This window comes from Pseudomonas sp. LBUM1648 (genome assembly GCF_059716145.1).
The window spans coordinates 1,495,555-1,512,339 of the sequence record NZ_CP166808.1 but is presented as its reverse complement, the minus strand read 5'-3'; the positions used below and the strand labels follow the sequence as shown (position 1 = coordinate 1,512,339).

At 61.5% G+C, this 16,785-nt stretch carries 16 protein-coding genes and 1 pseudogene; 6 read left to right on the top strand and 11 right to left on the bottom strand.

Going from position 1 to position 16,785, the window contains the following annotated elements; translation table 11 throughout:
• Nucleotides 1-36 precede the first annotated feature (36 nt).
• The 9 genes and pseudogenes from ACA043_RS06880 to ACA043_RS06840 form a co-directional block, all read right to left on the bottom strand.
• Nucleotides 37-1,183 (bottom strand): annotated as a pseudogene (locus tag ACA043_RS06880) (phospholipase D-like domain-containing protein).
• A 1-nt stretch (nt 1,184) separates the two neighbouring features.
• Nucleotides 1,185-1,775, bottom strand: coding sequence for a YceI family protein (locus ACA043_RS06875; RefSeq protein ID WP_489878383.1), 591 nt, complete (start codon nt 1,773-1,775; stop codon nt 1,185-1,187).
• Between the two features lie 82 nt (nt 1,776-1,857).
• Nucleotides 1,858-2,628, bottom strand: coding sequence for an IclR family transcriptional regulator (locus ACA043_RS06870; RefSeq protein WP_401266191.1), 771 nt, complete (start codon nt 2,626-2,628; stop codon nt 1,858-1,860).
• Nucleotides 2,629-2,687: 59 nt separating this feature from the next.
• Nucleotides 2,688-4,145, bottom strand: coding sequence for an amidase (locus tag ACA043_RS06865; RefSeq protein WP_497658867.1), 1,458 nt, complete (start codon nt 4,143-4,145; stop codon nt 2,688-2,690).
• Nucleotides 4,142-5,452 (bottom strand): citrate-proton symporter, encoded by a 1,311-nt coding sequence (locus ACA043_RS06860; RefSeq protein WP_497658866.1) that lies wholly within the window; start codon nt 5,450-5,452, stop codon nt 4,142-4,144. The genes ACA043_RS06865 and ACA043_RS06860 overlap by 4 nt, the downstream gene beginning before the upstream one ends.
• Before the next feature lie 80 nt (nt 5,453-5,532).
• A complete protein-coding gene (locus ACA043_RS06855; RefSeq protein WP_497658865.1) occupies nt 5,533-6,708 on the bottom strand; it encodes a M20 aminoacylase family protein in 1,176 nt (391 codons plus the stop codon).
• A gap of 177 nt (nt 6,709-6,885) precedes the next feature.
• Nucleotides 6,886-7,182: an amidase gene (locus ACA043_RS06850; RefSeq protein WP_497658864.1), complete on the bottom strand. Its 297-nt coding sequence runs from the start codon at nt 7,180-7,182 to the stop codon at nt 6,886-6,888.
• The gene (locus ACA043_RS06845; protein WP_497658863.1) at nt 7,179-8,252 is read right to left on the bottom strand and encodes a serine hydrolase domain-containing protein; all 1,074 of its coding nucleotides are present in this window, start codon (nt 8,250-8,252) and stop codon (nt 7,179-7,181) included. Before ACA043_RS06845 ends, ACA043_RS06850 begins: the two co-directional genes overlap by 4 nt.
• A 167-nt stretch (nt 8,253-8,419) precedes the next feature.
• Nucleotides 8,420-9,298 (bottom strand): acyl-CoA dehydrogenase middle domain-containing protein, encoded by an 879-nt coding sequence (locus ACA043_RS06840; protein WP_497658862.1) that lies wholly within the window; start codon nt 9,296-9,298, stop codon nt 8,420-8,422.
• A gap of 153 nt (nt 9,299-9,451) precedes the next feature.
• Here ACA043_RS06840 and olsB point away from each other — a divergent pair, with 153 nt between their 5' ends.
• Complete coding sequence (gene olsB / locus ACA043_RS06835; RefSeq protein WP_187681165.1) at nt 9,452-10,207, top strand: L-ornithine N(alpha)-acyltransferase; 756 nt, start codon at nt 9,452-9,454, stop codon at nt 10,205-10,207.
• Entirely contained in the window at nt 10,207-10,998 is a 792-nt protein-coding gene (locus tag ACA043_RS06830; RefSeq protein WP_489878379.1) for a lysophospholipid acyltransferase family protein, read from the top strand. Before olsB ends, ACA043_RS06830 begins: the two co-directional genes overlap by 1 nt.
• 172 nt (nt 10,999-11,170) lie before the next feature.
• Here ACA043_RS06830 and ACA043_RS06825 read toward each other — a convergent pair whose 3' ends face one another.
• Nucleotides 11,171-11,755 carry an acyl carrier protein phosphodiesterase gene (locus tag ACA043_RS06825; RefSeq protein ID WP_489878378.1) on the bottom strand — a complete coding sequence of 195 codons (585 nt, stop codon included), beginning with the start codon at nt 11,753-11,755 and terminating at the stop codon, nt 11,171-11,173.
• A gap of 170 nt (nt 11,756-11,925) precedes the next feature.
• On the opposite strand from ACA043_RS06825, the gene ACA043_RS06820 reads away from it, so the two are divergent.
• The 3 genes from ACA043_RS06820 to ACA043_RS06810 are packed head-to-tail and all read left to right on the top strand — an operon-like array spanning nt 11,926 to nt 14,509.
• Nucleotides 11,926-12,228, top strand: a complete 303-nt coding sequence (locus ACA043_RS06820; RefSeq protein ID WP_489878377.1) for an ArsR/SmtB family transcription factor — start codon at nt 11,926-11,928, stop codon at nt 12,226-12,228.
• Nucleotides 12,229-12,262: 34 nt separating this feature from the next.
• Nucleotides 12,263-13,429 carry an MFS transporter gene (locus ACA043_RS06815; protein WP_187681162.1) on the top strand — a complete coding sequence of 389 codons (1,167 nt, stop codon included), beginning with the start codon at nt 12,263-12,265 and terminating at the stop codon, nt 13,427-13,429.
• 30 nt (nt 13,430-13,459) lie between these two features.
• Complete coding sequence (locus ACA043_RS06810; RefSeq protein WP_497658861.1) at nt 13,460-14,509, top strand: alkene reductase; 1,050 nt, start codon at nt 13,460-13,462, stop codon at nt 14,507-14,509.
• A gap of 218 nt (nt 14,510-14,727) precedes the next feature.
• On the opposite strand, the gene emhR is transcribed toward ACA043_RS06810, so the two are convergent.
• Nucleotides 14,728-15,360, bottom strand: coding sequence for an efflux system transcriptional repressor EmhR (gene emhR / locus ACA043_RS06805; protein WP_187681160.1), 633 nt, complete (start codon nt 15,358-15,360; stop codon nt 14,728-14,730).
• Nucleotides 15,361-15,626: 266 nt separating this feature from the next.
• On the opposite strand from emhR, the gene emhA reads away from it, so the two are divergent.
• Nucleotides 15,627-16,784 carry an efflux RND transporter periplasmic adaptor subunit EmhA gene (gene emhA, locus ACA043_RS06800; RefSeq protein ID WP_497658860.1) on the top strand — a complete coding sequence of 386 codons (1,158 nt, stop codon included), beginning with the start codon at nt 15,627-15,629 and terminating at the stop codon, nt 16,782-16,784.
• Nucleotide 16,785: the final 1 nt, after the last annotated feature.

Here is a 16,785-nt window from a genome sequence, read left to right as displayed (position 1 = left end):
CAGGCTCGCTCCCACAGTGGTTTTTGGGCATGGCTGCTAGCCCCGTCTATCCAGAATATTGACCACCAACCGATCCACCCACCCCCAAACCCGCTGCTTGACCCGCCGCCACAACGGCCGCTTCCGCCACTCCTCCAGACTCACCCGCTGGCTCAAGCCGAAGTCTTTCTCGAAACTCGCCACCACCGCTGCCGTCAACGACGGGTCCAGCGCTTCAAGGTTCGCCTCCAGATTGAAACGCAGATTCCAGTGATCGAAGTTGCACGAACCGATGCTCACCCAGTCATCCACCAGCACCATTTTCAGGTGCAGGAAACACGGCTGGTATTCGAAGATCTGCACCCCGGCCTTGAGCAGGCGCGGGTAGTAGCGGTGCCCGGCGTAGCGCACGGACGGGTGATCGGTGCGCGGCCCGGTCAACAGCAGCCGCACGTCGACACCGCGAGCGGCGGCTTTGCGCAGGGAGCGGCGGATATTCCAGGTGGGCAGGAAGTACGGCGTGGCCATCCAGATGCGTTTCTGCCCACTGTTCAAGGCACGAAACAGTGATTGCAGAATGTCGCGGTGCTGGCGGGCATCGGCGTAAGCCACGCGCCCCATGCCCTCGCCCATGTCCGGCACTTTGGGCAAGCGTGGCAGGCCGACATGCGCCGACGGTTTCCACGCTCGGCGATGGCGGTTGGCGGTCGAACAGCACCTGCCAGTCGAGCACCAGCGGGCCGGTGATTTCCACCATCACTTCGTGCCATTCGCTGGTCTCTTTTTCAGGCGTCCAGAACTCATCGGTGACACCGGTGCCGCCGACCACGGCAAGACGCTGATCGACCAGCAGCAGCTTGCGGTGATCGCGATAGAAGTTGCCGAGCCAGCGCCGCCAGTGCAGGCGATTGTAGAAACGCAATTCAACCCCGGCGTGAGTCAGACGCTGACGCAGGTTGAGGGTGAACGCGAGGCTGCCGTAATCATCAAACAGGCAACGCACCCGCACGCCACGTTCGGCGGCTTGCACCAGCGCTTGCACCACGGCTTCGGCACAGGCGCCCGCCTCGACCAGGTACAACTCCAGTTCGACTTGCTCTTCGGCGCGGGCAATCTCCACCAGCATGCGCGGGAAAAATTGCGGGCCGTCGATCAACAGCTCGAAGCGATTGCCGTCACGCCAGGGGAAGATCGCGCCGCGCATGTCAGCGCGCCGTGAAGATCAGCACCGCACCCACCGGCACCGACAGACTGATGGCCGACAGATCGGCCAGTTTGCGCAGGCTTTCCAGCCCCGGGACGAGATCGAAGTCTTCGGCGTTGATCACCAGCGGCTCCAGTGTCACCACTTGAAAACGCCGGTCATCGAGACGCGTCGCCAGCAGTTCGGCCGGGTATTCGTGCTGCTTGCCGTGCAGGTTGACGGTCAGCGGCAGGCGCAATTCAAGCTGCGCGCCGGGGGCCAGGTCGTTGATCGGGCGCAGGTCGATCTGAGTGGTGATGGTCGCGTCGGGAAACTGCTCGATCTGGAACAGCTCCTTGCGCATCCGCTCATCGCGCAGCGGGATGCCGCTGTTGATCGAGTCCAGTTCGACTTCGACCTCGGCGCGACCGTTAGGGTCGACTTTGCCGTGCAGCACCAGAAAGCGCTGCACTTCGGAAACATGGGCGTTTTTCGTGCTGACGAACGACAGCCGCGATGACTCGCCGTCCAGATACCAATTGGCCTGCGCCGGCAGCGCGGCGGCGGCCAGCAGCAGGCTGGCGAAGGCATTACAGAGGGAGCGGTTGAACATTGAAGACTCGTGGGGTCGATAAACCTGAGCCGAACATTAACCGCCCGTGGATGTATTGCAAACCGTGGAGCGTAAAAGACTGTCAGGCCAATGCTTGCTGCACATCACCAATGGTCGCCGCCAGGCTATTGAGGTGCAGGCTCAACACCCGCTCCACCGGCGCCTGATCCATCGGCCAGTGCAATGCCATGCTGCCGACCAGTCGCCCTTGCGCACGGATCGGCAACGCCACCGCACGAATCAGAAACGGCAAGCGCACCGGGTATTCCCAGTAACCTTCGGTGCGCTGGCCAAAGCCCTGCTGCAACGCCGACTCGGTGGCCTGTAACAGACCTTCATCGCTCAACTGCTCGCGTTCGGCTAAGCGTTCGACCTCATGGCTGTCGAGTTCACCCAGACACGCTCGGCCCATCGCCGAATGAAACAGGCTGGCGTGATGCCCGACGATCTGGCAGTTGTTCGGATAGCGTTTGCGCAGTACCTGCGGGATCGCACTTTCCATGACTTCAACCCGCTCACCGTCGAAGCACGACAAGTCCGCGACCAGCCCGGTGCGTTCGCTCAACTCAAGCAACATCGGCGCCGCACTCTCCACCAGATGCCGCTTGAAACGCTGCTGACGATCACCGAACAGGCGCTTGGCGCACAGGCGATATCGCCGGTCGCTGAGGCCGCGGTAGATCCAGCCCTGCTCCTGCAAGGTCGCGAGCATCCGCGACACCGTGGCTTTGGGCAGCGTCGTCAGGTAGTGCAACTCCTCCAGCCCCAACGCCTGATGCTCGCCGAGCAACTCGACGATCGCCAGCGCCCGTTCGACCGAGCGCACGCTGCCGGTGTCTGCCTTGCTGCCCATAGGATCGACCTCCATGGTTACGAATGGATGATCACTTTTTGCAGCAAGATACGAGCCGCTCAGGCCGGTTGCAGGCATGGCGGCGGGCGCCGTTCGACCCAGCGGGTCAGTTGTTCGTGGGCGTAGGCCAGTTGCAAAACCGCACGATCCGCCTGGGCCGGGCCAATGATTTGCAGGCCCATCGGCAACCCCGCCGGGTTGAAACCGACCGGCACACTCATGCTCGGCAGTCCCGCCAATGTCGGGCCGATGACCACCTCCATCCAGCGGTGATAGGTGTCCATGGCGCGCCCACCAACGACGCGCGGCCACGGCTGTTGTGCATCAAAAGGGAACACTTGGGCGGTGGGCAGCAGCAGGAAATCGTAACGTTCGAACAGTTTGCTTAGCGCGCAATACCACTCGCTGCGCGCGACCGATGCCTGATAAACGTCGGCGGCGCTCAGACGCAATCCACCCTCCACTTCCCACTGAGCTTCAAGCTTGAGCAGTTCGCGTTTGCGCGGGTCGGCATACGCCGCGCCGAGGCTGCCTTGCACCAGAAAGTGCCGATGGGTCAGCCAGGTCTGCCACAAGCGCTGCATGGAAAAATCCGGCTGGCAGGCTTCGACCTGACAACCCAGCGCAGTGAAATCCGCCAGCGCCGATTCGCACAGACTCAGCACGCCGTCGTCCATCGGCAGATAGCCGTTGTAGTCGCCGAGCCAGCCGATACGCACGCCGGTGAAATCCCTTTGCAGCCCTTCGGCAAACTCCTGCGGTTGATCCTTCAGCGACAGCGGTACGCGCGAGTCGTAACCGGCCTGCGTCGACAGCAGCCGTGCGACGTCAGTAACGCTGCGGCCCATCGGGCCTTCGGTGGCCAGTTGCTGGACGAACACTTCAGGCCCCGGCCCGTGGGGCACGCGGCCCTGTGACGGGCGAAAGCCGAAGACGTTATTGAACGCCGCCGGGTTGCGCAGCGAGCCCATCATGTCGCTGCCATCGGCCACCGGCAGCAAACGCAGGGCCAGCGCCACCGCCGCCCCGCCGCTGCTGCCGCCGGCAATCAAGCTCGGGTCATAGGCGTTGGTGGTGGTGCCAAACACCGTGTTGTAGGTCTGCGAACCGAGGCCGAATTCCGGCACGTTGGTCTTGCCGATGATGATAGCGCCGCACGCGCGTACACGGGCCACGCTGATCGCGTCATGCTGAGGCACTTGCTCGGCGAACAGCGGCGAGCCCATGGTGGTGCGCAAACCAGCGGTGGCGGCCAGATCCTTGATCGCCTGTGGCATGCCGTGCATCCAGCCGCGAGACTGGCCGCGATCCAGTTGGCGGTCGCACTCATCAGCTTCGCGAAGCAGGTCTTCATCAGCACGCAACGACACCAGCGCATTGACCGACGGATTGAAGCGCTCGATGTGCGCCAGATACGCCTGCATCACTTCGCGACACGACACCTGGCGCGCATGAATTGCCCGGGACAGCGCATCGGCATCGAGGGCAACAATCGGGTGGATGGCTAACGGGCTCACGGTTTCACTCCCACATTGAGCGCGACGGGTTTCTTCGCGCGCGGCGCTTCCTGCAAGCAGTAAGTACCGAGCAGGGTCAGCAGGCAAGCGAACAACACGTAGAAGGCTGGCGCTACCGGCGTATTCAAGACTTTGCTCAGCCAGGTGACGATCAACGGTGCGAAACCACCGAACAGCATCACCGCCACGTTGTAGGCCACCGAGACGCCGGTTGAGCGCACTTCGATGGGAAACTGCTCGGCCAGCGCAGTCGGGGCCGGGCCGAAGAAGCCGCCAATGGCACTGCACAGCAACAGTTGCATCACCAGCAGACGCTCGATCGACGGCGCAGCCGCTACCCACACATACAGCGGATAGACCATCAAGAAAAACGCCAGGGTGAAGGCCATCAACACGGGCCGCCGCCCCACGCGATCCGACAGCGCGCCGGACAGCGGAATCACCACGGTCATCAGCGCCACGGCGAGCATCTGCACCAGCAACACCTGATCCAGTGGCAGACCGAGATTGGTGTGGGCGAAGGTCGGCATGTTCACCAGCACCACGTAGAACGACACCGTGGCCCCGCACGCCAGCCCCATCGACACCAGCAGACTGCGGCGATGTTCGCGGATCACCTGCCACAAGCCCGGTGCCGCACCTTTGGCTTGCTTGCGCGCTTCGAGGAATTCTTCCGGTTCTTCCATGTGCTTGCGAATCCACAAGCCGACCGGGCCGATCAACAGACCGAGCACGAACGGGATCCGCCAGCCCCAGGTGTCCAGCGCCTCAGGCGTAAACAGGTGGGTGACCAACGCCACCATCGCCGCGCCAGCAAAAACCGCCAGACATTGCCCGACCAGTTGCCACGAACCATACAAACCTTTGCGATGGGCCGGCGCGCTCTCCACCAGAAACGCCGTGGCGCTGGCGTATTCACCGCCGGTAGCAAAGCCTTGAAGCATCCGCGCAACGACGATCAGCAACGGCGCGCCCATGCCGATGGCTGCGTAGTTCGGCGCAAAAGCGATCAGCGCAATGGACACGGTCATCAGCCGGATGATCATCTGCATCGCCGCTTTGCGGCCCTTGCGGTCGGCATACATGCCGAGCAGGATGCCGCCCAGCGGGCGCATGAAGAAGCCGACGCCGAAGGTCGCCAGCGCCATCAACAGCGAGGCGTAGCCATCTTCGGAGGGAAAAAATTGCCGGGCGATGATGCTCGCCAGAAAGCCGTAAACGATGAAGTCATACCATTCCAGCGCATTGCCGATAACGGCGGCGACCACTTGCCGGGTACGCGAAACGCCTGTGCTCGAAGCCTGCATGGGGAATTCTCCAAAAGCTGTTGGGTGATGACCCGCGCACCAGGGCGCCCGGGGTTCAGCGGCAGCAGAAAGTGAAGAAATCAGGCCGGCTTGAGCCAGCTCTCGGTCAGCGCGCCCCAATACGCCGCGCCGGTCAGCAGGATGTCGTCATTAAAGTCATACGCGGGGTTGTGCACCATCGGCCGCGACACGCCGTTGCCGATAAACAGATACGCGCCAGGGCAACGCTGGAGCATCCAGGCGAAGTCTTCGCTGCCCATCAATTTTGGTGTGTTGCCATCGACGGCGTCGGCGCCGACCAACTCGACGCCAACCTGACGGGCGAACTCGGTTTCGGCGGCGTGGTTGACCAGCACCGGGTAGGCCGGGCGGTGTTCGATGTGCGAGGTGCAGCCGAAACTTTCGGCCTGGGTTTCAATGATCGAGCGCACGCGGTCGAGGGTCTGTACCCGCACTTCAGCGTTGAGCGCACGCAGGCTCAGGCGCAGGATCGCCTGTTGCGGAATGACGTTGGCCGCCTCCCCTGCTTGCAGCGCACCGACCGTTACCACTGCCGCCTGTTGCGCATCGATGTTGCGCGAAACAACGGTTTGCAGGGCCATGACAGCGCTCGCCGCCGCGACCAGCGGATCGACCGCCAGATGCGGCATCGAACCGTGGCCGCCGACGCCTTCGATGGTCACGGTGAGCAGATCCTGCGACGCCATCATCGGCCCTTCGCGAAAGCCTAGGTGCCCGGCAGGCAGGCCCGGCATGTTGTGCATGCCGAACAGCGCATCGCACGGGAAACGTTCGAGCAGGCCATCGGCAAGCATCGCTTCGGCGCCGCCCTGGCCCTCTTCGGCGGGTTGAAAAATCAGCGTGAGGGTGCCGTCGAACTGGCGGGTTGCGGCCAGATAACGCGCGGCGCCGAGGAGCATCGCGGTATGCCCGTCGTGACCGCAGGCGTGCATGCAGCCCTGATGCTGGCTGCTGTAAGCGACACCGGTGTTCTCGATGATCGGCAACGCGTCCATGTCGGCGCGCAGACCGAGTTTTCGCGAGCTGCTGCCGTTACGCAGCACGCCGACCACGCCGGTCTTGCCGATGCCGGTATGGACTTCGTAACCCCAGCTTTCGAGCGATTGGGCGACCAGCGCCGAAGTGCGATTTTCCTCGAAGCCGAGTTCGGGGTGAGCGTGAATGTCCTGGCGGGTGGCGTGCAGGTCGCTGGCCACGTCGTTGAGCCAGGCCAGAATGTGCTGATGTCGGGGCATGACGGTTCTCCTCGCGCGGGTGTTCCCGGTCTTTTTGTTCGGTCAGATTTCACGACACGTACAAGGCAGGTCGTGCTCACCGCCAGATAACCGCGAGATGCGCGCGAGGACAATCGAATGTGGTTCCGCAGAGTGGAACCTGACTTCATCGAACTCCTACAGGGGGATTGGGTTTTTTCAAGGATTGAGACGACAGCCCTGGCGCTCGCTCAACCATTGCGCGCTGCTGCTGCGGCCCATGCCGCTGACGGTGATGGTTTTGCTCGCAGGCTCATCGGCAAAGAGGCTGGTCGGCAGCCACTGCTTCACATAGCCACGGCAATACTCGGCCTCGTTGTTCATCACGTAGCGGCACGAACAATATTCCTTGGCGGTGTAGGCGCTGATGATGTCGGGGAAGGCCCACAAATTTTCGCGCTCGTACCCGATCCAGCCGAGCAACAGCACAAGCAACACCAGCAACAACCGCTTCATGGCTGCACCGCCGCGAGCACACGCTTGAGCAATTCGTTGTGCCGGTAGCTGCCGTCACGATCATCGGCGTAGCGCACGATCACCAGTTTTTCGCTGGGAATCACGTACAGCGCCTGGCCCCAATGGCCGAGGGCGGCGTAGGTGTCGGGCGGTGCGTCGGGCCAGGGCGATGCGGTGCCATCCACCGGGCGATTGAGCCACCACTGGCCGCCGGGTACGGCTTCGTCCTGCTGGGCCTTGTAACCGGCGAACGGCTTGAGGTTGAAGGCGACCCAGTCCTTTGGCAGCAATTGCCGATCATTCCAGCGTCCGTCGCGGGCCATCAACAGACCGACTCGCGCCAGATCCCGCGCGGTGAGATAGGCGTAAGACGAAGCGACAAAAGTGCCGCTCGCATCCGTCTCCCACACCGCGCTGCGAATGCCCAAAGGCTCGAACAAGGCTGTCCACGGATAGTCGGAATAACGCTGCGGGCCGACGATGGATTTCAACGCGGCCGCCAGCAGATTGCTGTCACCGCTGGAATAACGGAAGGCCTGCCCCGGTTCCGCATAGGCATCGTGATCGGCAGTGAACGCAGCCATGTCGCGATGGCCACGGGTGTAAAGCATTGCCACCACCGAGGATTTCAACGGGGCGTATTCGTAGTCTTCCTGCCAGTCGATTCCCGAGGCCCAGTGCAGCAGATCCGCGAGGGTGATGGCCGGGTGTTTTTCCAGCGCCGGGTAGAACTTCACGGCGGCGTCTTCAAGTTTGAACAGACCTTCGCCGTAAGCCACACCGAGCACGGTGGCCATCAGGCTTTTGCTGATCGACCAGGTCAAGTGCGGGGTGTCGGCGGTGGTCGGGCCGGCGTAGCGTTCATAGATGACTTGGCCATCGCGGATGATCAGCAAGGCGTCGGTGCGGATGCCTTGGCGGGTGGTGTCGTCGCGGGGTGGGAAGGCGTAGGTCTCAAGGTCTTTAATCGCTGTAATCTGCGGGCCGACCGGCCATTGCTCGTCTGGCCATTGTTCGGCCTGAACGGTGGCGCTGATCAGCAAAAGAAGCAGGGACAGGCCTTTGAACATGGTGAGGGCTCTTGGGGAGAACCTGCTGAGGGTAGTCGGGGTTTATGACAGATGTGTGGTGATGTTGAGGCCGCCTTCGCGAGCAGGCTCGCTCCCACAGTTCGATCGCATTCCAACTGAAGAAACTCGGTTAACTGTGGGAGCGAGCCTGCTCGCGAAGAGGCCGGTCAGGCCTGCGCCAAAGCCTTGGCCAGCCGCTTGGCCCTGGCGCCCGAAGCCAATTGCATCACCGACTGATCGCGCTGCCACATCGCCGCCCAGTCCGAATTGCCGCCAGCCAACGCCTGATCAATCTCCGGTTTCAACGAATCAAACTGCGCAAACAATCCACCCAACAACACATGCCCGGCCGGATTGTTCGGCGGCTGCCGACTCATTTCCGCGCACCCGGCCAACAACGCCAGCAAACGCAATTGCAGTATCTGTGGCCAGTCGCTGTCCTGCCCGACGCCATAAAGCCAAGCGGTCATCGCACTCAGCACATAGACATCTTCCAGCGTGCGAAACGGTTTGACGTAAGCATCCCAACCGTCCCCCGCAAGTAAACCGCACAAGGCGCCGTCGAGGTGCAGCCGGCCATGGCTGATGTCCGGCATCAGCGGCAGTGGCGGCAGTTTTTCCAGCGTTACGCCGGGCTCACCGGGATACACCACCGCCAGACTCAGGCGCGGCGTTTCGCCGGGTTCTTCGCTGCGCGCGGCAATCAGCAGCCAGTCCGCCGCATCGCCGGCGGTGAGGAAATCCTTGCGGCCGCTCAGGCGCAAATCAGTCAGCCGGGTCTGCATATCGGCCGGGCGCAAGCTGCGCTGTTCCGTTGCACACAGCGCGCCGAGGCTCAGCGGTGCACTCGGCCACAGCATGCGCAACGCCGCCTGATAACCGACCAGAAACGCCAGCCCCGGCGTCGCCATCCGCCGCCCGCCCGCCATCGCCAATTCGAATGGCGTGACGTTGCCCAGTTGATGCAACAACGTCGCAAAACCCTCCGCCAGGTCAGCCACGGCGGGCAATCGTTCGCGGCTTTCGAGCAGATCTGACCAGGGCATAAGAGGCTCCTTGTGGGCTGTCATATAAGCATCACCAAACTTTCATGGCGATGACACCGGGGCTACATAGCCTGACTTTGCACAACACGGCTGCATAAAGAAAGTCGATCGGCTGCAACCCACGACGGGTTAAAGGCCCGTACGGAGATTCACATGACTCAGATCGCCCGCATCAGCGACACCGGCAATGAACGCCGTCTGCAAGCCGAACGCCTGATCGGCGCCGAGGCCTTGCAGCAAGCCCAAGCCTTGCGATTCAGCGTATTCAGCGGCGAATTCAACGCCAAGCTGAAAGGCGCAGAACTGGGTCTGGACATGGATGATTATGATGTTCACTGCAGCCATATCGGCGTGCGTGACCTGAACACCGGGCGCCTGGTGGCGACCACGCGGTTACTTGATCACACCGCCGCCAGCACCCTGGGCAAGTTCTACAGCGAAGAAGAGTTCAGCCTGCATGGCCTCGCCCATTTGAAAGGCCCGATCCTCGAAATCGGCCGCACCTGCGTCGACCCGGCCTACCGCAACGGCGGCACCATCGCCGTGCTGTGGGGCGAACTCGCCGAAGTGTTGAATCAGGGCGGTTACAGCTACCTGATGGGTTGCGCGAGCATTCCGATGCAGGACGGCGGCGTGCAGGCCCACGCGATCATGCAGCGTCTGCGTGAACGTTATCTGTGCACCGAACACTTGCGCGCCGAGCCGAAAAAGCCGTTGCCGACTCTGGATATTCCATCGAACGTGATCGCCGAAATGCCGCCGCTGCTCAAAGCCTATATGCGTCTGGGCGCGAAGATCTGCGGCGAGCCGTGCTGGGATGAAGATTTCCAGGTCGCCGACGTGTTCATCCTGCTCAAGCGCGACGAGCTCTGCCCACGCTACGCCAAACACTTCAAGGCGGCCGTGTGATGAGTCGCCTGCGGGTGTACGCGCGGATCGCGCGAGTGCTATTGGTGGTCTCGCTGGGCTTGAGCATGGCCACTGTCTTCGGCGTGTTCGAACGCATTGGCCTGGCGCATTCGATGGAACGCCGCCAACGCTGGTCGCGGTTTTTCATGGCGCGCCTGAGCAATGCCCTGCCCTTTCGTGTGAGCGTTCACGGTGAGCTGCCAAAACAGCCGATGTTGTGGGTCAGCAACCACGTTTCCTGGACGGACATTCCGCTGCTCGGCATGCTCACGCCGCTGTCGTTTCTGTCCAAGGCCGAAGTACGCACCTGGCCGGTGGCCGGTTGGCTGGCGGCCAAGGCTGGCAGCCTGTTCATCCGTCGCGGTTCGGGCGACAGCCAGTTGATCCGCAAGCAGATGACCCGTCACCTGCAAACCGATCACTCGCTGCTGATGTTCCCGGAAGGCACCACCACCGACGGCCGTTCGCTGCGTACCTTTCACGGTCGCTTGCTGTCGGCGGCGATTGATTCGCAAGTGATGCTGCAACCGGTGGCAATCCGTTATCTGCGTGACGGCGAAATCGATGCGCTGGCGCCGTTCATTGGTGACGATGATTTGCTGTCGCACCTGATGCGCTTGTTCAGCAATGATTGCGGGGATGTTGAGGTTCATCTGCTCAAGCCGATTGCATGCGAAGGCCGGGAGCGTGCGGCGCTGGCGTTTGAAGCGCAGCAGGCGGTGCAGAAGGTGTTGTTTGGGGCGATCCCGGAAAAACAACAAGCCCCGATGCGTCCGGCTATCGCGGCCTGAATACCCGAGCGCATACGCATGATCATTGTGGTGAGGGGATTTATCCCCGATCGGCTGCGCAGCAGTCGCAAATTTATGCACGCGATTTACCTGGCGAACCGCGATTGCAGAATTTGGGGCCGCTGCGCGACCCGTCGGGGATAAATCCCCTCACCACAGGCTCATTCCTACATCAGATTTTCTGTAATCCGCAGTTCTGGGCAAAATCCTGAAGCTGCGGGTAGAACAACGCAAAGTCTCCACTGAGCGGCTCATACAACCGCCGCAACTCCTGCATCGCCCCCGCCAACTCTTCCGGCCGGGTCAGGCGCCGGGAGATCCCGCGCAACACCTGCTCCAGCACTTCAAACTCCTGATACGACCCCAACCAGTCATTGGCGACCATGTGCGGCGCAATCTTCGCCAGTCGCTCGGGCAGTTGCTGCTCGCGAGACAACACGCGATAAACATCAGCGGTGAACTGCTCCAACGGCTGATCGGCGTACAACCTCCAGTCCCGCGCCAGGCAATGGTCGAAAAACACATCAAGGACGATCCCCGCGTAACGTCGCCGGGTCTCGGAAAATCGCCCCAGCGCGATATCCACCAAAGGATGGCGATCGGTAAAAACGTCAATCCGTCGGTGCAGTTGAATGGCCGCCTCGAGCTCCGGAGCAAACTGCCCTTGCAGCCGACCTTTGACGAAATCGCCATACAGGCTGCCGAGTAATTGCTCGGGGCGCTGGCCACCGAGGTGCAAATGTGCGAGATAGTTCATGGGCGCAGCTTAGCACTGCGCCTTCGTTTCAATACACTCAACGCATCGTTATAACCCGATATACCGATTTACGCGGTCGTAAGATCAAATTCATATTGGTATATCGCGAAGTACCGATTTAAAGTTCGCCTCATCGCGATATAGCGCTACAGACATCACGAGCCCAAGCCATGAACATCGACCTCGACGAAATAATAAAAGCCCTGGCACACCCAGTACGGCGAGACATCCTCAACTGGTTGAAAGATCCCAAAGCCGAGTTCCCGGAACAGATCCACAACCACGAGTACGGCATCTGCGCCGGGCAAATCGATCAACGCTGCGGCCTGTCGCAGTCGACGGTTTCCGCCCATCTGGCAACCCTGCAACGCGCCGGGTTGATCAGCAGCCAGAAAGCCGGTCAATGGCACTTTTTCAAACGTAACGAGGACGTGATCCAGACGTTCCTCAGCACCCTCAGTAAAGAGCTCTGACCCTTAACGTCAGCCAGCCCACAAGGAATCAACGATGCCCCTCTCGCTACTCATACTCGCCTTGAGCGCCTTCGCCATCGGCACCACCGAGTTCGTCATCATGGGCTTGCTGCCCGATGTGGCGGCCGACCTCGGTGTGTCGATCCCCGGCGCCGGCTGGCTGGTGACCGGTTACGCCCTGGGCGTGGCCATTGGTGCACCGTTCATGGCACTGGCCACCGCCAAACTGCCGCGCAAGGCTGCTCTGGTAGCGTTGATGGGCATTTTCATCGTCGGCAACCTGCTTTGCGCCATCGCCAGTGACTACAACGTGCTGATGTTTGCCCGTGTCGTCACCGCGCTGTGCCACGGTGCGTTCTTCGGTATCGGTTCGGTAGTGGCCGCAGGTCTGGTGGCACCGAACAAACGCGCTTCGGCAGTCGCTTTGATGTTCACCGGTTTGACCCTGGCGAACGTCCTTGGCGTGCCATTGGGCACCGCGTTGGGTCAGGAAGCCGGCTGGCGCTCGACCTTCTGGGCAGTGACGGTGATTGGTGTGATCGCACTGATCGGCCTGATCCGTTTCCTGCCGGCCAAGCGTGACGAAGAAAAACTCGACATGCGCGCCGAACTCGCCGCCCTCAAAGGCGCCGGTATCTGGCTGTCGCTGAGCATGACCGCGCTGTTTGCAGCTTCCATGTTCACCCTCTTCACCTACGTTGCCCCGCTGCTCGGCGATGTCACCGGTGTCTCGCCAAAAGGCGTGACCTGGACCCTGCTGTTGATCGGCCTCGGTCTGACTGTTGGCAACATCATCGGCGGCAAACTGGCGGACAAACGCCTGGGCGCCACGCTGATCGGCGTGTTCGTGGCGATGGCGGTGGTTTCCACCGTGCTGAGCTGGACCAGCGTCGCGCTGATCCCGACTGAAATCACCCTGTTCCTCTGGGCCACCGCTTCGTTCGCTGCTGTACCGGCACTGCAAATCAACGTGGTGACCTTCGGCAAGGCCGCACCGAATCTGGTGTCGACCCTGAACATCGGCGCGTTCAACGTCGGCAACGCCCTCGGTGCCTGGGTCGGTGGCAGCGTCATCGCCCACGGTTTCGGCCTGACCAGCGTGCCTCTGGCCGCAGCAGCTTTAGCGGTACTCGCCCTGCTGGTGACCCTGATTACTTTCCGTCAGAACGGCAATGCCGATCTGGCCCCCGCTACCCACTGATTAACCACTTCACTGACGAGGGTTGTAGACATGGCAACTATTTTCGATCCGATCAAACTGGGCGACGTCGAGCTGTCCAACCGCATCATCATGGCGCCGCTGACCCGCTGCCGCGCCGACGAAGGCCGCGTGCCGAACGCGCTGATGGCCGAGTACTACGTGCAACGCGCCTCGGCTGGCCTGATCCTCAGCGAAGCCACTTCGGTGACGCCGATGGGCGTCGGCTACCCGGACACCCCGGGCATCTGGTCCAACGATCAAGTGCGCGGCTGGGCCAACGTGACCAAAGCCATTCACGGTGCTGGCGGCAAGATTTTCCTGCAACTGTGGCACGTCGGCCGGGTTTCCCACCCGTCGTACCTGAACGGCGAAGAGCCGGTCGCACCGAGCGCCATCCAGCCTAAGGGCCACGTCAGCCTGGTGCGTCCAATGGCCGACTACCCAACTCCGCGTGCACTGGAAACCGCTGAGATCGCCGACATCGTCGACGCCTACCGCACCGGTGCCGAAAACGCCAAAGCCGCCGGTTTCGACGGTGTGGAAATCCACGGTGCCAACGGCTACCTGCTCGACCAGTTCCTGCAAAGCAGCACCAACCAGCGCACCGACAACTACGGCGGCTCGCTGGAAAACCGTGCCCGCCTGTTGCTGGAAGTGACTGACGCCGCCATCGAAGTCTGGGGCGCCGGCCGTGTCGGTGTGCACCTGGCACCGCGTGCCGACTCCCATGACATGGGCGACGACAATCTGGCTGAAACCTTCACTTACGTGGCTCGCGAGCTGGGCAAACGTGGCATCGCCTTCATCTGCTCCCGTGAGAAAGAAGGCGCCGACAGCCTCGGCCCGCAACTCAAAGAAGCGTTCGGCGGCCCATACATCGCCAACGAGCGCTTCACCAAGGACAGCGCCAACGCGTGGCTGGCCAGCGGCAAGGCTGACGCCGTGGCGTTCGGTGTGCCGTTCATTGCCAACCCGGATCTGCCGGCGCGTTTGAAGGCCGATGCACCGCTCAATGAAGCTCGCCCAGAGCTGTTCTACGCGAAAGGCCCGGTCGGCTACATCGACTATCCGACGCTGTAAGCGTTATTCAGTACGAGGCAGGCAGAAACGCAAAAGCCCCGACTCGCAAGAGCCGGGGCTTTTTCTTGGGCGCCCGATAGGCAGGCAGCTAACAACCGTTCACACACACGACACAAAATCCCTACAAAATACGTAGCTCGCTACATATAAACTGCGCGCCGCGAACGTATATAAAAGCAGGCCAATTGACACAAGCTGTGCCAATTACGCATTTTGTTTCATTTGCGCAGGCTGGGGCTCAGGCGCAGCATGTCCAACCCTGTATCGACCCAGCGCTCGGCTTCGGCGTGCAGTTCAAAGCTGTCTGGCGCCAACAGCCATCCATAGAGGAGGCCATCAATATAGGCATGAATGCTGATGGCTGCGCGGGCAGTGTCGAGATCGTCCGGCAACTGGCCGCGATTCACCGCATTACGCAGGGTCAGCCCGATACGCAGATTGCAATCGAGACTGGCCGCCCGGCGCTGTTGGCGCAAATCGCACATTTCATCGGTGAACTCGCACTTATGAAACAGAATTTCGTTGATGCGCCGGGTCTTCGGATCCAGCGCAACTTGATGAAACAAATGAATCAGCAGCTTGCGCATGCAGCCCAGCGGGTCGAGTTCGTCCTCGCTTTCACTGGCTTTGGCCAGTTCATCCAGCGGCTCATGCAAGCTGTCGAGCATGGCCTGGACCAGATCGGCCTTGTTGCTGAAATGCCAATAGATGGCGCCGCGAGTGACACCGGCCATTGTCGCGATATCCGCCAGGGTCGTGCGGGCCACGCCTCTTTCATAGAAGGCTTTCTCCGCCGCTTCCAGAATCTGGCTGCGGGTTTCTTGAGCTTCCTCTTTGGTACGACGGACCATGGCAGTAAAACCTCAAACAGGATGTCTCAGGGATGTCTGAATATCCGCTGAATAAAGAGGGGGCGATCTCTCGCGAATCGGCTCCCCGGCCTACAATTTCAAACCTTGCAACGACTTTTGTAACAGGGTGGGTACGCAGCCAAGGTATTTACAAACAACCATGAACGTAAGTATATTCCTTAGCAAGCTACTTATCCACCCAGCAAAATTTTTTTACCCTTACACACTTCTTGTGCGCTTCTCGCGCGCCTGACCCGAGGATCTTCATGCAATTCAAGCCAGCTGTTACCGCTCTGGTCACTGCCGTCGCCCTGGCATCGCTGCTCAGCGGATGTAAAAAGGAAGAAGCGGCCCCAGCCGCTCCGCCTCCTCAGGTCGGCGTCGTCACCCTTCAACCCCAAGCGTTCACCCTCACGTCTGAACTGCCGGGCCGCACCAGTGCGTTCCGCATCGCTGAAGTTCGACCGCAGGTCAACGGCATCATTCTCAAGCGTCTGTTCAAGGAAGGCGGCGACGTCAAAGCCGGCCAGCAGCTGTATCAGATCGATCCGTCGGTCTATGAAGCGACCCTGAAAAGCGCCGAAGCCAGCCTGCGTTCGACCAAGTCGATCTCCGACCGCTACAAGCAACTGGTCGATGAACAGGCCGTGAGCCGTCAGGAATACGACACCGCCGTGTCCAACCGCATGGAATCGGAAGCGTCGTTGCAGAGCGCGCAGATCAACGTGCGTTACACCAAGGTCTACGCGCCGATTTCCGGCCGTATCGGTCGCTCTTCGGTCACCGAAGGTGCGCTGGTCAGCAACGGCCAGACCGATGCGATGGCGACGATCCAGCAACTTGACCCGATCTACGTCGACGTCACCCAGTCCTCGGTGGAATTGCTGGAACTGCGCCGTGAGCTGGAAAGCGGTCGTCTGCAGAAAGCCGGCGACAACTCGGCGGCGGTCAAACTGACTTTGGAAGACGGCAGCCAGTACAAGCTCGACGGTAAGCTGGAATTCTCGGAAGTCACGGTCGACCCGACTACCGGCTCCGTGACCCTGCGTGCGGTATTCCCGAACCCGGATCACACCCTGCTGCCGGGCATGTTCGTCCGCGCCCAGTTGCAGGCCGGCGTCAACGCCGCCGCCATTCTGGCGCCGCAACAAGGCGTGACCCGTGACCTCAAAGGTACCCCCACCGCACTGGTCGTCGGCGCCGACAACAAGGTCGAACTGCGTCAGCTCAAGGCCAGCCGCACCGTCGGCAGCCAGTGGCTGATCGAAGACGGCCTCAAGGCCGGCGATCGTCTGATCACCGAAGGGCTGCAATACGTCCGTCCGGGTGTGCAGGTAAACCCGAGCGAAGCGACTAACGTAGGCAAAAAGAACCCGGCCCCCGCTCAAGCAGCTGACAAAGCCGCTGGCGGCAAAGGGGAGTAAC

Coding starts and splice junctions, on each gene's coding strand:
- ACA043_RS06840 (WP_497658862.1), bottom strand. CDS start 9,298: ATGCCCTGGTCAGATCTGCTCGAAAGCCGCGAACGATTGCCCGCCGTG.
- olsB (WP_187681165.1), top strand. CDS start 9,452: ATGACTCAGATCGCCCGCATCAGCGACACCGGCAATGAACGCCGTCTG.
- ACA043_RS06870 (WP_401266191.1), bottom strand. CDS start 2,628: ATGGGCAGCAAGGCAGACACCGGCAGCGTGCGCTCGGTCGAACGGGCG.
- ACA043_RS06825 (WP_489878378.1), bottom strand. CDS start 11,755: ATGAACTATCTCGCACATTTGCACCTCGGTGGCCAGCGCCCCGAGCAA.
- emhA (WP_497658860.1), top strand. CDS start 15,627: ATGCAATTCAAGCCAGCTGTTACCGCTCTGGTCACTGCCGTCGCCCTG.
- ACA043_RS06875 (WP_489878383.1), bottom strand. CDS start 1,775: ATGTTCAACCGCTCCCTCTGTAATGCCTTCGCCAGCCTGCTGCTGGCC.
- ACA043_RS06820 (WP_489878377.1), top strand. CDS start 11,926: ATGAACATCGACCTCGACGAAATAATAAAAGCCCTGGCACACCCAGTA.
- ACA043_RS06845 (WP_497658863.1), bottom strand. CDS start 8,252: ATGTTCAAAGGCCTGTCCCTGCTTCTTTTGCTGATCAGCGCCACCGTT.
- ACA043_RS06855 (WP_497658865.1), bottom strand. CDS start 6,708: ATGCCCCGACATCAGCACATTCTGGCCTGGCTCAACGACGTGGCCAGC.
- ACA043_RS06815 (WP_187681162.1), top strand. CDS start 12,263: ATGCCCCTCTCGCTACTCATACTCGCCTTGAGCGCCTTCGCCATCGGC.
- emhR (WP_187681160.1), bottom strand. CDS start 15,360: ATGGTCCGTCGTACCAAAGAGGAAGCTCAAGAAACCCGCAGCCAGATT.
- ACA043_RS06850 (WP_497658864.1), bottom strand. CDS start 7,182: ATGAAGCGGTTGTTGCTGGTGTTGCTTGTGCTGTTGCTCGGCTGGATC.
- ACA043_RS06830 (WP_489878379.1), top strand. CDS start 10,207: ATGAGTCGCCTGCGGGTGTACGCGCGGATCGCGCGAGTGCTATTGGTG.
- ACA043_RS06810 (WP_497658861.1), top strand. CDS start 13,460: ATGGCAACTATTTTCGATCCGATCAAACTGGGCGACGTCGAGCTGTCC.
- ACA043_RS06860 (WP_497658866.1), bottom strand. CDS start 5,452: ATGCAGGCTTCGAGCACAGGCGTTTCGCGTACCCGGCAAGTGGTCGCC.